Source organism: Streptomyces sp. NBC_00239 (assembly GCF_036194065.1).
Classification (GTDB): Bacteria; Actinomycetota; Actinomycetes; order Streptomycetales; family Streptomycetaceae; genus Streptomyces.
The window spans coordinates 5,725,624-5,741,555 of sequence record NZ_CP108095.1 but is presented as its reverse complement, the minus strand read 5'-3'; the positions used below and the strand labels follow the sequence as shown (position 1 = coordinate 5,741,555).

Below are 15,932 nucleotides of genomic sequence, written 5' to 3'. Positions count from 1 at the left end.
CCGTACCGGCATCCGAACGACGGTGGGCCCGCACTCCGAACGAGGAGTGCGGGCCCACCGGCCGTCGGGGGTGCCGCGCCGCGGCACCGGCCGACGGAGGCGCCGTTACGCGGCCGTCCTGCGGCGCGCGACCACGCCGAGCGCCGCGTCCAGTATCAGGAAGACGACCAGGCTGATGCCGAGCAACGGGACGAACCAGCCGATCAGGGCCGTGACCGCGGCCAGCGGCAGCAGCGCCGTCACCGGCAGCCGGCGCCAGGCGCCGCGCGGCTGCGGGCGGCCGAACGCGAGCCGGTCGGACTTCGTCGGGCGGCGCAGCCACCACATCCGGTAGCCCCAGAAGACGAGGAACATCACGGAGAGCGCCAGTGCGGCCAGCACCACCTGGTTGGCCAGGCCGAACATCAGGCCCATGTGGGCGTCGATGCCGAACCGGGTGAGCTTCGCGAGCAGCGGGTGGTCGGCGAAGCGGAGGGTGTCCATCACCCGGCCGTCCGCAGGGTCCACGGACACCGCGTCCAGGTGGACGGGGACCTGCCGGTCCTTCTCCTTGATCACGTAGCCCTTGCCCTCGACGGGCAGGGTGATCTGGAGGGACTCGGTGACCCCGGCGGCGCGGGCGGCCGCGAGGGCCCGGTCGATGCCGACGTCCTGGCCGGCGGGCGCGGGCTTCGCGGTGCCGCCGCCGTGGTGGCCGGCATGCTGGTCGCCGCCGCCCGCCGCGCCGTCGAGCGTGGCGGAGACGGACGGGGTGGCGCCGCCGAGGCCGGTCTGGAGTTCGTCGATGTTCGCGCCGGCGTACGTGGACCAGGTCAGGCCGGTCGCGGAGAGGACGACCAGGCCGGCGGAGGCCCAGAGGCCGACCGTGGCGTGCCAGGACAGGGTCTTGCGGCGGCCGGTGGCCTTGCGGTCGGGCAGTACCAGCTCGCTGCGGCAGGCGCGGCGGCGGCCGATCCACAGGGCCAGGCCGCCGAGTGCGACGACCCACATCCAGCTGGCGGCGAGCTCGCTGTAGATCCGGCCGCTCTCGCCGAGTTGGAGGTTCGAGTGGAAGTCGGACAGCCAGGCGCGCAGCGGCAGCGCGTCGCTCACGGTCTCCAGCTGCCCGCGCACCTGCGCGGTGTACGGGTCGACGAACACGGTCAGCGTCGCGTCCTCGGCCAGGCCCGGGCCCTCCATGATCACCCGGGTGGTCGCCTCGCGGTCCGGCGCGGGCCACACGGCGACGACCTCGCCCTGCGGGGCGGCGGCCGTGGCGGCGGCGACCTGCTCGGACAGCGGCCGGGCCGCGGCGCCGGCGGGCGCGGCGGCCACCGTCAGCTCGTCCGCGTAGACGAACTTCTCGGCCTGGAAGGAGAGGGCGTAGAGCAGGCCCGTCGTGGCGGCGAGGAACAGCAGCGGGGCGATGAGCAGGCCCGCGTAGAAGTGCATGCGCAGCAGGAGCGGGCGCACGGCCGCCCAGGTGCCGGAGGAGCGGCCGCCGGCGGACGCGGGCGAGGCCCCGTCGGCCGCGGGGTCGGTGTCGCCCGCCGGGTCGGTGGTGGCGCCGGTCGCGGTGCTGGTGGTGGTGTCGGGGACGGACGCGTCGACGACGGAGGCGTCCTTGGCTTCTTCGATGGCCATGGTGGTCCTAGCTGTGGGCGAAGACATGGGGAAGGCGGCCCCAGGTCACGCCCGTTCGCCGTCAGGCGCAGGCAGGACGGCCGGGGGCCGTGGTGCGGAAAGCCCACGGGGCCGGGGGCCCGCGCCGGACCAGGGCGTGGGCGGGCACGGCTCCGCGCAGCCGGCGCGGCCGCGGGAGCGTACGGGGGCGCCGGGCGGGCCCGGCCGGCGCGGGCACGGCGGCCCGGACGAGGACGAGGGCGCGCAGCAGCGGCCGGGCGGCCAGCACACCGAGCGCACGCAGTGCCCGGGCCAGCCGGAACACCGCGCTCTCGCCCCAGGCCAGCCAGAACGCGCAGAACAGGGCGGCGACCGCGTGGGCCGCGAGCATCCCGAGGGTGCCGTGGCCGGCCATGCCCGCCATGGTGCCGGCCGCCTCCGCGAGCCCGCCCGCCGTCGCGCCGGCCAGGTCGCCGGTCATCGCGCCGGCCGCACCGTCGGGCATCCCGCCGCCGATCGCAGCGCTGACCGCGGCGGCCGTGTCGCCGGCCGTGTCGCCCGCCATCCGGCCGGCCGGGGCCGCCGCGCCGGCGCCGTCCACCGGCAGGCCGCGCGGGTCCGCCATGGGATGCATGCCGTGCGCGGAGTGCATCCCCCGCATGGCGTGCACCCCGTCCATCGCGCGCGTCCCGTGCTGCGGGCCGTACACGGCCGCGGCCGCGCCGGCGGACTCCGTACGGGCGAAGAGCAGGTGCAGGGCGCCCTGTGCGGCGAGCAGTCCGCCGCCGATGGCGAGGGGTCCGCGGCGGCGCCCGGTGGCCGGCCAACCGAGGACGACAATCACCCCGAAGGCGGCCAGAAGTACCCCGAACGGAAGGTCGTGGCCAGACATGTACGAATGCCCCACAGCGGCCAAGGCCACGCACACCGCCGCGAACATCGCGGCCCGCGTGGCGCGCATCGGCGGCCGGGCTCCTGTCATGGTCCGCACATGTTCGCACCTCCCGGGGCGTCCGGAAACAGGTGGGTACCGGTGGAGCGCCCGCCGCCGCCGTGCCGGATCATGATCAGGTGATACCCCTGGTGATGAGCCCCGCGTACGCGGCCGGCGTGCAGCTCGGCGCGTACGCGCTGGAGCGGCTGGATCCGGCCGAGCGGATACGCGTCCTGCGCCGCTGCTCGACGAATGCCGACAACCTGGCCGCGGGCCGCTGGGACACCCTCCTCAGCAGCGCGTTCGTGGTCGAGGAACCGATGCCGCTGCCGTACGCGCTGCTCCTGCTGGCGGTGCTCGGGTACGCCGAGTACACGTACGGCGCCTGGTGGGCGGCCGGGGTGTTCCTGCTCGGGCACGCCGGCGCGACCCTGCTGGTGTACGGCGGGCTGCGGATGGGGCGGGCCGGGGCCGCGACCCGCCGGGCGGTGGACGTGGGCACCAGCTACGGCTTCAACGCGGTGCTCGGCGCCCTGACCTCGGCGCTGCCGCGCGGGGCCGTGCGGAACACGGCGCGGGCGGGGCTGCTCGCGGTGGCGGCCGCCCCGGTGGCGGCTCGCGGCCGGACCTTCACCGACGTGGGGCACCTCGCCGCGCTGGCCCTGGGAGTGGGGCTGTCGCTGACCGTCGACTACCGTGCCCATAGAGGCGGATAAGACTTAAATCCGCATATGGGCACACCTGAAGACCTGACGACCTGAACAGCTGAACAACTGAAGACCGGGGCACCTCGAACGCGCGGGTGCACCCGAAGATCCGTCCCGCCGCCGGAGCCTGGAGCCGCCACCATGACCGCCACCCCGTCCACCACCGTCGCCAACCTCCGCGACCTCGGCGGCACCCCGCTGCCCGGCGGCCGCACCGTACGCTCCGGCCTGGTGCTGCGCTCCGGCCAGCTCGACCGCATGGACCCGGCCGCCGACCCGGCCGTGGCCTCGCTCGGCCTGCGCACGGTCATCGACTTCCGTACGGACGCGGAGCGCGACGACCACCCGGACCGGGTGCCCGAGGGTGCCGTGCTCGTCGTGGCGAACGTGCTGGCCGACAAGGTCAGCTCGGGCGAGATGCCGGCCGCGGCGCAGCTCAAGCACATCCTGAGCGACCCGGCCGTGGCCGAGCGGCAGCTGGGCGGCGGGAAGGCCGAGGCGCTGTTCGCGCAGACGTATCGTTCCTTCGTCAGCTCCTCGTCCGGGCAGGCCGCGTACAGGACGCTGCTCACCGAGCTGGCCGCGCCGGACGCCGGGCCGCTGCTCTTCCACTGCACGGCGGGCAAGGACCGGACGGGCTGGGGGGCGACGGTGATCCTTTCCCTGCTCGGCGCGGACGAGGAGACGGTGATGGCGGAGTACCTGTCCGTCAACCCGGCGGTCCGGCAGGCGTTCGCGCCGCTGATCGAGGGGTTCACGGCGTCGGGGGGCGACCCCGACATCGCCCTCGCGCTCATCGGGGTCGTGCCGTCGTATCTGGAGGCCGCGCTCGACGAGGTCGCGACCCGCTACGGCTCCATGGAGAAGTACGTCCGCGAGGGCCTGGGCGTCCCGGACGAAACCGTGGAATCGATCCGCCTCCGCCTGACCCCCTAGCCCGAACCCGGTCGGGACCCGCCACCGCCTCGTCAGTGCGCCGGGCATTCCCCGCCTCGCCGGCGTTTGAGGCGCGGGGTTTGGGGCGGAGCCCCAAGCAACCCGGCTCCGCCGGGCACCGGGCTCCGCCCGGACCCGCGCCTCAAACGCCGGCGAGGCTGGAGGTCGCCGCCACGGCACGGTGCGCCGCCCGGGCAGCCGGCGAGGCTGGAGGTCGCCCCTCGGAGGTCGGCGGGGTCCGCCGCGGGGCGGGCCGGTGACCATCTGACGAATCGCTCGTTCTGCTGAACGTGACCGTCCCGGATGCCGCCACCCGCCCCGCCCCCACCGCTCCCGACCCCGACCTCGTCGACGTGGAGCGCGCCGAGGCCGCCATCGTCGAGCACTACACGCGGCTGGTGCGGATCGGCTATCTGGTACTGCCCCCGGCCCTCGGCCGGAACCGGCGGGTGCTCACCGCGCACGCGCTCGCCCAGCGCGCCCTGCCGCCCGGTCGGGGCGCGCCGGCCCCGGCCGCCGGGACCGTACCCGCCCCCCGCCAGGGCAGGGGCACCCCGGACCGACCCGACCGCGGGTACGCGTACGTACGCCTGCGGGTGCTGCGGTCCGCGCTGGAGGCCGGGCTCCCGCTGACCTTCCGGGCCTGGCCCCGCCGCGCCCAGCTGCCTCCGCTGCTCCCGCAGGTCTGGGGCCTGCGACTGTTCCCCCGGTCCGGCGGCGCCGAAGAACTCGCCCTGGACCAGCGGCTGTCCGCGCTGACCGGCCCGGGGCGGGCCGCGCTCGTGCTGCGGTCCCTCGAAGGGCTGCCGGAGGCGGAGACCCTGCGGGTGCTGGCCGAGGCCGGGGTCGCCGACCCGGCCGCGGCCCTCGCCGAGACCCCGCCGGCCGCGCTCGCGCAGGCCGGGCTGCTGGACTCCCCCGAGTTCGACCCGTGCGTCCTGCAGGCCCGGCCCACCGATCTGATGCGCAGGCGGGCCCACCTGAAGGCCGCCGGCGCGGCCGTGGCGGCCGCCCTCGTGTGCGGGGCGCTGGTGGGCCTGCCGGGCGGCGGCTGGGGCGCGCGCGGCGCCGCGGCGCCGGTGTACGCGCAGAACACCGCCGCCGAGCAGGCCCTGGACCCCGCCCGGCTGACCCTGGTCGGGCCCGCCGCCTGGCGCACGTCCTCCCGTACCGACTTCTCGGTGTGGCCGGCCCGCGGCGGCCGGACCGGCGACCGGGACCTGCTGCGGCGGGCCCTGGCCGTCTGGGCGCGCCCCGGCTCATCCGTACAGGTGTCGGCCACCCCCGGCACCCCGTCGGGACCGCCGATGGGCCCCTCGCAGCTGCTGTACGCGGGCGAGGTGGACCAGGCGGTCGTGGTGCTGCTGTACGACGGGCTGCGCGTCGTCCGGTACGCCGAGCCGCTCGGCTCCACGGCCGCCGCGGCCCTCGACTTCGCCCGGACCGACGGGGCCGCGGCCGACACCGCGAACGCGCTGGTGCTCAGCCGGGTCGACGGCAACGTCCGCTACCTGACGGCGCCCTGGGTGCGCGGGGTGGCCGTCCGGGACCTGCTGCGCCCGGGTGCCCCCTCCGTGCCCCTGACCGTCTCGGCCGAGGGCGCCACCGCCCCGGTGGCCGCGCCCGCCGTGACGACCTCCTGCAAGGAGTGGAACGCGCTGGCCCTGACCACGCAGAACTCCGTACGACTGATCACCGACCTGGGTGAGCTGACCCCGGCCCGGCTGACCTCCGGGCCGCCCGGGGCGCCGCACGAGGTGGCGGGCGCGGTGGACCTGGAGCACTGGTCGCACACCGCGTGCCTGCTGCCGACGGTCCGCTCGCACGGGATCCGCTCGGTCAACTCCTGGCCGTACGCGCAGCAGGAGCTGCCCGAGTCCGACGGCACCGCGCACTGGGTGTGCACCCGGGCCGAGACCTGGCGGGGCACGGCCGACCGGGTGCTGGCGCAGTTCCACGCGCCTGGCGCGCGGACGGGCGCGCCGGCCGCGCGGGCCGAGGGCTCGGCGGCCTGCGGGGTGCGCGAGTCGCGGGTGCTGGCGGGCGTGCTGTGGAAGTCGCGGGCCGGGCACTGGTACGTACTGGCCGCGGGCAGCGAGCAGTTCGCGTCGCTGTCGGCGACCGGCGGGGTGACCGGCACGGCGTCGGGCAGCCTGCTGGCCCTGCCGGCGAAGGCGGGGGCCCGGGCGGAACTGACGGGCCGGCTGCGGGACGGGACTTCGGCGGGCGTGCTGAAGTAGCGCCCGGGGCGGGGCGGGAGCGGCGACCCCGACGGGGCCCGCGGCGGGGCGGGCGGGAGCAGCGACCCCGACGGGGCCCGCGGCGGGGCGCGAGCAGGGTCTCGGCCGGGCCTGCGGGAAGATGTCATGGCCCGTGCCGCGAGAAGTGGGTGCGCGGGGGGTGTTGCCGGGGCGTACCCCTCAGTACATTGACGCCATGTCTAATACGCAGCCTGCCCCGGTGGCGTCCGAGCACATAGACCTCAAGGCCCGCAAGGTGTCCTTCGAGTGGGACGGGACGCCCCTGCACTGGCTCCCCGGCGACCCGTTCGCGACCCACACCATCAACGTGCTGCACCTCCTGCTGCCCGCGGGCGAGCGGTGGTTCGTCCACGTCTACAAGCAGGTGCTGCCGTACATCACGGACGACCGGCTGCGCGAGGACGTGATCGGCTTCATCGGGCAGGAGGCGATGCACGCCGCCGCGCACGACGACGTACTGCCGCACCTGCGCCGCCAGGGCCTGGACCCGACCCCGTACACCGCCCAGGTGGACTGGCTGTTCGAGAAGCTGCTCGGGGACCGCACGCTGCCGCCCGGCAAGGCCCGCCGGTGGTGGCTCATGGAGCGGGTCGCGATGATCGCGGCGATCGAGCACTACACGGCCTTCCTGGGCAACTGGGTGCTGAACGCGACGGAACTGGACCGGCGCGGCGCCGACCCGGTGATGCTGGACCTGCTGCGCTGGCACGGCGCCGAGGAGGTCGAGCACCGCTCGGTGGCCTTCGAGCTGTTCATGCACGTCGACGGCAGCTACCGGCGGCGGGCCCGCACCTGGGCGACCGCCTTCGGCGCGCTGGTCTTCCTGTGGCAGCGGGGCGCCCGCTTCTTCCTGGAGAACGACCCGACCCTCACCGAAGGCCGGGCCTCCTTCGGCCAGTTCTACCGGGCGGGCAAGCAGGGCGTCCTGCCCTCCACCCCCGCCATGCTGCGCTCGATCCCCCGCTACCTGTCGCGCGCCTACCACCCCTCCCAGGAGGGGTCGACGGCCCAGGCCGCGGCCTATCTGGCGGCCTCCCCCGGCGCGAACGGGGGCGCGCACTGATGCCCGGACCGAACGCCCTCCCGTCCCGGACCGTGGCGCTGGCCGCGGTCGCGGGCGCCGCCTGGCTGACCCGGCGGGCCCTGCGCACCCGGATCCGGCGCTCCCCGCTGTGGCCGCTGCCGGCCCTCGACACACCCGTCTCGGGCTACTCCCCGCGCCGCTCGGTACGCGCCCGGGTCCTCGCCCGGACCGAACCGGCCCAGGGCGTGGTCCGGCTGCGCCTGACCGCCGCCGGCGCCGCCGACCCGCTGCCGCCTTGGACCCTGGGCTCGCACGTGGACGTGGTGCTGCCGTCCGGGCTGGTCCGCCAGTACTCGCTGTGCGGCGACCCGTTCGAGGCGGGCGTGTACGAGATCGCCGTCCGCCGCATCGAGGACGGCCGCGGCGGCTCCCGCGAGGTCCACGACACCCTGGTCGAGGGCACCGAGGTGGACCTGCGGCCGCCCCGCAACCGCTTCCCGCTCGCGGCGTCCCCGCGGTACGTGTTCGTCGCGGGCGGCATCGGCATCACCCCGCTCCTCCCGATGGTCCGCGCCATGGGTCCGCGGGACGAGTGGACCCTGGTCTACGGCGGCCGCAGCCGCGCCACCATGCCGTTCCTGCCGGAGCTGGCCGGGTACGGCGACCGCGTCTCGGTCCACGCGCAGGACGAGACGGGCCTGCCCGACCTGTCCTGGCTCGGGTCGCTCGGCACGGACACGGCGGTCTACTGCTGCGGCCCGGAGCCCCTGATGGCCGCGGTCCGCGCCGCCGTCCCCGAGGGGACCGCGCTCCACCTGGAACGCTTCACCCCCGCCGCCCCCTCGGCTGCCGCGGCCCCCTTCACGGTGGAACTGCGCCGCTCGGCCACGACGGTGGAGGTCTCCCCCACGGAAACCACCCTCGCCGCGGTCCGCCGCGTCCTCCCCGACACCCCGTACTCCTGCCAACAGGGCTTCTGCGGCACCTGCCGCCACCGCGTCCTCGCCGGCGAGGTCGACCACCGCGACGACCTCCTCACCGACGACGAACGCCGGACCTCCATGCTCCTGTGCGTCTCCCGAGCCGAAGGCGACCACCTGACCCTGGACCTGTAACGGGGCCTACGGCGCCACGACGCAGTCGGACCACGGGCCGTCGGAGCCGACCGTCGGCCCGGCCGCGGTGGCGAAGCGGAATGTTCGGTGGTGTTGTGCAGTCATCAACCCGCCCCTGGAGCGGGGGCTCCCCGGCCCCCGGAAATTCGATCACGTGACGGTATGCGGCGAGGCCGGGCGGGGACAAGCGGATTCGGGGTGCTGGGTGATACGCAGCGAATCCGGTGGTCGGTAGGGTGGTTCATATGACAACCAATGTGCGGCGCAGGATGGGTGTCGAGGAGCGGCGGCAGCAGCTGATCGGTGTCGCGCTGGAGTTGTTCAGCCACCGGTCCCCCGACGAGGTCTCGATCGACGAGATCGCGGCCGCCGCCGGGATCTCGCGGCCGCTCGTGTACCACTACTTCCCGGGCAAGCTGAGCCTGTACGAGGCCGCGCTGCGGCGGGCCGCCGACGATCTGGCCGGGAGGTTCGACGAGCCCCGCGTGGGGCCGCTCGGGGCGCGGCTGTTGCGGGTGATGGGGCGCTACTTCGAGTTCGTCGAGGAGCACGGGCCCGGGTTCTCCGCGCTGCTGCGGGGCGGCCCGGCGGCCGGGAGCAGCCGGGCGAACGCGATGATCGACGAGGTGCGGCAGGCCGCGTACGAGCAGATCCTCGCGCACCTGGAGGTGACGCGGCCCGTGGCGCGCCTGGAGCTGGTGGTGCGGTCGTGGGTCTCGCTGGCCGAGTCGACCGCGCTGATCTGGCTGGACGGGCGGCGGATCCCGCGCGCGGAGCTGGAGTTGCAGCTGGTGCACGACTTCGCGGCGCTGATGGCGGTGAGCGCGGCGTACGACGCGGAGATGGGCGCGCTGGTGGGGCGGATGCTGGCCGCCGAGCCGGCTGACGGGCCGTTCGGGGACCTGGTGGGGCGGCTGGTCGCGCTGGTCCCCGACCCGGCCACGGCTTCCGACCCGGCCACCGACCCGGACCCGGCCACGGCCACGGCCATGGCCACAGCCACAGCCACAGCCACAGACTCGTCCCTGGTCTCCACCCCGGCTCCGGCCACGGGCCCGGACCCTGCTGACGTGTCCGCCGACGCGGGGCCGGGCGGGTCCGGCGGGGCGGGTGGGCGGGTGCCGCCGCCCCGGTGACCGGGCACGTGCCTTCGGCAAGGCGATAATTCGCGTCGTGATCATTGACGACGGAATGGTGTTCCGGCAGGCGGAGGAGAAGGACGCGCACGTCCTGGTCCGGCTGTACGACGAGGCCGCGCGGTGGATGCGGACGAACGGGATCCAGCAGTGGAAGCCCGGGGAGAAGGACACGGCACACTTCCGGGAGCGGATGCGCGACGGCGAGGTGTGGCTGGCCCGCGACGAGGACGGGCGGGTGTGCGGCGCGTACGAGCTGTGGTGGTCCGACGAGGAGGCCTGGGGGGTGCAGCCGCCGGTGGCGGGCTATGTGCACCGGCTGATGGTGGACCGGGAGTCGGCGCCCGCCGGGGCCGGCCGGCGGCTGCTGGAGCACGCCGAGCGGCGGATCGCGCGGACCCGGCGGGAACGGGCCCGGCTGGACTGCCAGTCGAACAATCCGCACCTGCTGGCGTACTACCGGGACGCCGGGTACCGGGTGGTCGGCGAGTTCCCGAACAAGGTGGGCAGGGACGGCCGGGTGTACGGGGTGATCCTGCTGGAGAAGCGGCTCGACGTGCTGCGGGCGCTCGACGGCAGCTGAGCCCTGGACAACCCGCCTGGGACGGCTCCGGGGGCCAGGGGTCACCGGCGGCATGACCACCGTGGCCACCGCCGCCAGCAGCGCCCTCTCCGGAGCCGACGCGCTTCGGGCCAACGGGCTCCGGGGGCAACCCGCTTCGGGGCAACGGCGAAGGGGTGCCGGGCGGTCGCACCGCCCGGCACCCCTTCGTCCGGCTCCCGCGGCCGGTCAGCCGCGGGTGAAGACCGCCACCGTGCGGGCCGGGACCGTGAAGGTGCCGGTGGCGCGGTCGTAGGCGGACCGCTTGACGACCGGGTCGGCGCCCGCCGCCTGGAGCGGGTGCAGCCGGTAGGGCCGGTCGGCGAGGGTCTCGGCGTGCTGCCGCTGCTCGTCGGGGGTGGCGTTGAAGACGACGACCAGGTCGCCCAGCGCCATGGTGATCACGCCGGGGGTCTCGGCGGCGCCGGAGAGCGGGAAGGACAGCCGCTGCTGGACCTCGGCGGCGGTGGTGAGCGCGAAGGCCGGTTCGGTGGTGCGGATCTTCAGCAGGGTCCGGTAGGCCTGCGAGGCGCCGGTGGTGTCCTGGCAGGCCGGGGTGGTGATACCGGTCAGCAGGGGCTTGGCGTACGGCCACTTGGCGCGGTTGTCGGCGGCCGGCGGCAGGCCGCGGCCGAAGCCGTTGCCGTCACGGCAGTCCCAGTGGATGGCGTTGAACCAGTCGCCGCTGTCGTAGGAGTTGCGGTCCAGGGACTTGGAGCGCAGCAGGTCGCTGCCGGCCTGGGTGAGGGACGGGCCCTGGGAGAGGGCCGGGACGGCCATCGCCAGGGTCTGCATGCGGGCCCGGTCGGCGGCCGTGGTGCCGGCGGGCAGTTTGAAGGCGAGCGCGTCGAACAGCGACTCGTTGTCGTGGGCGTCGGCGTAGCCGAGGGCGTCGCCGGGTGCGGCCGCGTAGCCCGCCGGGGAGCCGTTGTAGTCGACCTGGGCGCCGGTGACCGTGCGGCCGGAGCTGTCGGTGAAGGAGTAGCCGGCGAGGTTGCCGGAGAGGCCGACCTTGATGAGGTCCTGGGCGTGCAGGAGGCGGGCCTTCTGCTGCTCGGGGGTGCCGTTGGCGGGTGCGCCGTTGGGCGCGGTGAACAGACCGGAGGCGAAGCCCTGGACCCGCGGGTCCTCGTCGAAGGGGCCGCCGCCGCGGACGGCGTCGCGGGCCCGGTCGGAGAAGGTGGCGATGCCGGTGCCGGCCATGTTCTTCTGCGTGGCCTGCACGAAGCGGGCGTCGTCGGCGACCTCGCCGAAGTTCCAGCCCTCGCCGTAGAGGACGATCTGCTTGCCGTCGACGCCGTCCTCGGCGACGGTGAGGGCGTCGAGGGCCTTGCGGACGGCGAGGATGTTGGCCTTGGGGTGGTGGCCCATCAGGTCGAAGCGGAAGCCGTCGACCTTGTACTCCTTGGCCCAGGTGACCACGGAGTCCACGACGAGGCGGCCCATCATGGCGTTCTCGGGGGCGGTGTTGGCGCAGCAGGTGGAGGTGGCGACGCTGCCGTCGGCGAGCAGCCGCTGGTAGTAGCCGGGCACGATGCGGTCCAGGACGGACTTGTCGGACTGGCCGGCGGCGACGGTGTGGTTGTAGACGACGTCCATGACGGTGCGCAGGCCGGTCTTGTTGAGGGACTGGACCATGCGGCGGAACTCGACGGTGCGGCGGGTGCCTTCGGGGTCGCTCGCGTACGAGCCCTCGGGGACGGTGTAGTGCAGCGGGTCGTAGCCCCAGTTGTAGGCGTCCTTGGCCGCGGCCTTCGCGGTGCAGTCCTGCTGTTCCTCGGAGTCGGGGGCGTACACGGAGAGGTCGCAGGCCGGTTCGGTGCGGTCGGCGGGCTTCTCCGGGATGGTGCCGATGTCGAACGCCGGCAGCAGGTGGACGTACGAGGTGCCGGCGGCGGCCAGGTCGCGCAGGTGCTTCATGCCGGCCGAGTCGGTGTCCGTGAAGGCGAGGTAGCCGCCGGGGTGCTTGGTGGTGCGGTCCGCGACGGAGAAGTCGCGGATGTGGAGTTCCTGGATCTGGGCCCCGGCCATGCCGGGGGCGGCGGGCTTCCTCAGCGTCGACCAGCCGGCGGGCCTGAGGGCCGGGTCGGTGAGGTCGACGGCGAGGCTGCGGGCCGAGTCGGTGGTCAGGGCGGTGGAGTAGGGGTCGGTGACCAGGTTGGTGACGAGCTGCCGGACGGTGGGCGCCCAGACGGTGACGGCGTACCGGTACGGTTTGCCGCGCCAGGTGCGGGGTCCGGTGGCCGACCACACGCCGGTGGCGTCGTCGCGGCGCATGGGGAGGGCGCGGCCGTCGAGTTCGAGGGCGACCTGCCGGGCGGTGGGCGCCCATACGGAGAGCTTGACGCCGGCGGTGGTGAAGACGGGGCCGAGCGGGGTGGCGGCGGCTTCGGCCGCGTACAGGTCGTCGAGGACGCCGGCGGTCTGGACGCCGGTGGCGGCGAGGACGGCGCCGTTGGCGGCGCGGGCGCTCGCGACGAGCTGGCCGCGCAGGGCGTCGCGGACCCGGTCCCGGTCGCGCGGGTCGACGGTGAAGGCGGGGTACTTCGCGAGGTGCGGGAACTTCGCCTTCTGGGCGTCGGTCAGCGCCGACCGCGTCAGGCGGAGCAGGGCCGCGTTGCCGGTGAGGGTGCCGTTCTCGGCCTTGACGCTGCCGTCGCGGGAGGCGAGCAGCTGGGCCGAGGCGGCGGCCTCGGGGGCCTGCCAGGCGAGGGTGTCGCGGTCGATCCAGACGGCCTTGGCGGTGGTGAGGTCGAGGGCGGCGGCGGAGCCGGCGGGCTGCGGCAGGAGGTGCTTCTCCCGGCCGGCGAGCAGCCAGACCTCGTGGCCGGCGGCCTTCAGGTCGAGGGACTGGTCGGAGGGCAGGTCCTTCTGGTCGCCGTTGTGGAGGATGTACGAGAGGGAGGTGGCGCCGGCGGCGAGCGGCACCTCGTAGACCGCCCCGTAGGGGTCGGTGCGTACGGGCATCAGGGGCTTGGACCAGTCGGTGGGCTGGGCGGCGCCGGTCCAGGTGTGCAGGCCCCAGCCGTCGTAGGCGCCGTCGGCGCGCTGGTAGTGGAGGACGGCCTTGGAGGTGTCGGGGGCCGGGTAGGCGGGGCGGTCGGTGCGGGCGGCCTCCTTGCCCTGTTCCAGCCAGATCTCACCGGTCTTCGTCACGTCGATCGTGCGGTCGGCGCCGACGTCCTTGGTGCCGTTCTTGTCGATGACGAGGTAGCCGACCGAGGTGGCGCCGGGCTTGAGGCGTACGTACGCGAAGGCGCCGTACGCGTCGCGGCCGGTGAAGCCGTGGCCCTCGGGCCAGGGGGTGGCTTCGCCGTCGGCGATGTCGCCCCAGGCGTAGAGGCGCCAGTCGGTGTAGTCGCCGTCGGGGCGGTTGTAGTGGACGACCGCGTAGTCGCGCTGGGTGGCGGTCGGGATCTCCTTGGGCGGAACGGCTCCGGAGAGGGACTCGGCGCGGGCGCTCGCGGTGCGGCCGGACGCGTCCACGACGACGGCCTTGTAGCGCAGCGGGGTGCCGGCCGGGGCGGTGACGTGCTGGGTGACGCGGTAGGGGGCGTGGTCGGCGGAGCCCAGTACCTGCCACTTGGCGTCGCCGGTCTGGGCGGCGAACACGACCCGGTTGCGGCCGCCGCCGGTGACCTGCGCGGAGAGCTCGACGGTGCCGGTGGCGCCGGCGGCGGGGGCCTTGAGGGTGAGGGCGGGGGCGGTGGCCGGGGCGGGGAGCGGGTCCTCGGCGCGCAGGACGAGGGAGCCGAGCGCGGGCACGGTGACGGTCAGCTTCCCGTCGGCGGCGGGGCGGACCGGGGTGTCGCCGGCGGCCGGGCCCGAGCCGGAAGCTCCGTACAGGGTGCGGAAGTCGGTGTCCGGTGCGCTGTCGACGGGGATGTCCACGGTCTTGGGCGCGGCGGCGTTGTTGACGGCGACGAGGTATTCGGCGCCGCCGTAGGTGTCGGTGCGGGTGAAGGCGTAGACGGAGTCCTGGGCGAGGCGCTCGGTCTGGACGCCGTTGCGCAGCGCCGGGTGGGCCTTCGTCAGCTTCGAGAGAGCAGCGATCTGCCGGTAGAGCGGGTGCTCCGGATCGTAGGCGTCGCTCTCGTGGGTGCGGGCGGTGCCGAGCTGGTCGTCGTCCAGGTAGTCGGCGGTCTTCGAGGCGAAGAGCGACTGGCGGGCGTCCTTGTCCCCGCCGGCGCCGGTGAAGCCCTGCTCGTCGCCGTAGTAGACGACCGGGTTGCCCCGGGAGAGGAACATCAGCTCGTTGGCGAGGCGGTAGCGGGCCAGCAGCTCGGCCTCGGCGGCGCCCGGCCGGTCCTGCTTCAGGAAGGTGCCGAAGCGGCCCATGTCGTGGTTGCCGAGGAAGGTCACCTGCTCGTAGGCGTTGGCCTTGTCGCTGGTGTACCGGTAGTCGTCGGCGAAGACGGAGGCGAGCCGGCCGGCCGGGGCGCCCTGGGCGGCGTATCCGCGGATGGCGTCCTGGAGCGGGAAGTCGAGGGTGGCGTCGAGCCGGCCGCGGGTCACGTACGGCGAGGTGATCGCGGTGTCGGCGGAGTACACCTCGCCGAACATGAAGAAGTCGGGACGGCCCTTGCGGGCGGCGTAGGTGTCGAGGGCGGTGGCCCAGCGGGTCCAGAACTCGGTGTTGACGTGCTTGACCGTGTCGATACGGAAGCCGTCGATCCGGAAGTCCTCGACCCACTTCTGGTAGATCTTCTCCATCCCGGCGACGACCTCGGGACGCTCGGTCCACAGGTCGTCGAGGCCCGAGAAGTCGCCCTGGTCGGAGGATTCCCCGGCGAAGGTCGAGTCACCGCGGTTGTGGTACATCGTCGGGTCGTTCAGCCAGGCCGGGACCTTGAGGTCCTTCTTCGCCTCGGGGACCACCGGGGTGCGCGGGAAGGAGTCCGCGGACACCTCGGGGAAGGCGCGCTTCCCGTCGGCCGTACGCGCGCTCCCCGCGGCGTAGTCCGCGTCGTCGAAGGGCACGCCGTCCTTGGTCAGGTACGGGAAGGCGCCCTTGGAGAGGTACTGGTAGGACTTCTCGCGGTAGTCGACGACGTCGGCGGTGTGGTTGGTGATGACGTCGAAGAAGACCTTGATGCCCTTGGCGTGGGCCTTGTCGATCAGCCGCGTCAGGTCGGCGTTGGTCCCGAAATGCGGGTCGACCTGCGTGAAGTCGGTGATCCAGTAGCCGTGGTAGCCGGCCGAGGCGTCCTTGCCGCTGCCCTGCACCGGCTGGTTCTTGAAGATCGGCGCCATCCAGATGGCGGTGGTCCCCAGCCCCTTGATGTAGTCGAGCCGCTCGGTCAGGCCCTTGAGGTCGCCGCCCTGGTAGAAGCCCTTGTCCTCGGGGTCCAGGCCGGTCTCCAGCCGGGTGCCGGTCAGCCCTCCGCGGTCGTTGCCCCGGTCGCCGTTGGCGAACCGGTCGGGCAGGACGAAGTAGAACTGCTCGCGGGTCAGGTCGTGCCGGGCGGGCTGCGCCGCGAGGGCGGCGTCCGAGGGCGGTGCGGGTGGCGGCGCGGCCGCGGCCGTCGCGGAGACGGCCGGCGCGAGGGTCGCGGCCAGCACGGCGGCGACGGTACCGGCCGCGGTGCGCAGGGCAGGGCGTATCAAGGGAGGGTC

General features: G+C 74.6%; 9 protein-coding genes and 1 pseudogene. 7 read left to right on the top strand and 3 right to left on the bottom strand.

Features of this window, described 5'->3' with window-relative positions:
* Positions 1 to 105: 105 nt before the first annotated feature.
* A complete protein-coding gene (locus tag OG764_RS25225) occupies positions 106 to 1,623 on the bottom strand; it encodes a PepSY-associated TM helix domain-containing protein (protein ID WP_328970704.1) in 1,518 nt (505 codons plus the stop codon).
* A 61-nt stretch (positions 1,624 to 1,684) separates the two neighbouring features.
* Positions 1,685 to 2,563 carry a hypothetical protein gene (locus tag OG764_RS25220; protein WP_328970703.1) on the bottom strand — a complete coding sequence of 293 codons (879 nt, stop codon included), beginning with the start codon at positions 2,561 to 2,563 and terminating at the stop codon, positions 1,685 to 1,687.
* Between the two features lie 110 nt (positions 2,564 to 2,673).
* Here OG764_RS25220 and OG764_RS25215 point away from each other — a divergent pair, with 110 nt between their 5' ends.
* The 7 genes and pseudogenes from OG764_RS25215 (at position 2,674) to OG764_RS25185 (ending at position 10,298) form a co-directional block, all read left to right on the top strand.
* The gene (locus OG764_RS25215; protein WP_328970702.1) at positions 2,674 to 3,252 is read left to right on the top strand and encodes a rhomboid-like protein; all 579 of its coding nucleotides are present in this window, start codon (positions 2,674 to 2,676) and stop codon (positions 3,250 to 3,252) included.
* A 132-nt stretch (positions 3,253 to 3,384) separates the two neighbouring features.
* Positions 3,385 to 4,179 carry a tyrosine-protein phosphatase gene (locus OG764_RS25210; RefSeq protein ID WP_328970701.1) on the top strand — a complete coding sequence of 265 codons (795 nt, stop codon included), beginning with the start codon at positions 3,385 to 3,387 and terminating at the stop codon, positions 4,177 to 4,179.
* Positions 4,180 to 4,469: 290 nt separating this feature from the next.
* A complete protein-coding gene (locus OG764_RS25205) occupies positions 4,470 to 6,419 on the top strand; it encodes a hypothetical protein (protein ID WP_328970700.1) in 1,950 nt (649 codons plus the stop codon).
* A gap of 196 nt (positions 6,420 to 6,615) precedes the next feature.
* Entirely contained in the window at positions 6,616 to 7,503 is an 888-nt protein-coding gene (locus tag OG764_RS25200; RefSeq protein WP_328970699.1) for a metal-dependent hydrolase, read from the top strand.
* Positions 7,503 to 8,579: a PDR/VanB family oxidoreductase gene (locus OG764_RS25195; RefSeq protein ID WP_328970698.1), complete on the top strand. Its 1,077-nt coding sequence runs from the start codon at positions 7,503 to 7,505 to the stop codon at positions 8,577 to 8,579. The genes OG764_RS25200 and OG764_RS25195 overlap by 1 nt, the downstream gene beginning before the upstream one ends.
* Positions 8,580 to 8,824: 245 nt before the next feature.
* A pseudogene (locus tag OG764_RS25190) lies at positions 8,825 to 9,514 on the top strand (TetR/AcrR family transcriptional regulator); the annotation flags it as partial.
* 238 nt (positions 9,515 to 9,752) lie between these two features.
* On the top strand, positions 9,753 to 10,298 hold the full coding sequence (locus tag OG764_RS25185) for a GNAT family N-acetyltransferase (protein ID WP_328970697.1): 546 nt from the start codon (positions 9,753 to 9,755) through the stop codon (positions 10,296 to 10,298).
* A 207-nt stretch (positions 10,299 to 10,505) separates the two neighbouring features.
* On the opposite strand, the gene pulA is transcribed toward OG764_RS25185, so the two are convergent.
* Positions 10,506 to 15,923: a pullulanase-type alpha-1,6-glucosidase gene (pulA, locus tag OG764_RS25180; protein ID WP_328970696.1), complete on the bottom strand. Its 5,418-nt coding sequence runs from the start codon at positions 15,921 to 15,923 to the stop codon at positions 10,506 to 10,508.
* Positions 15,924 to 15,932: the final 9 nt, after the last annotated feature.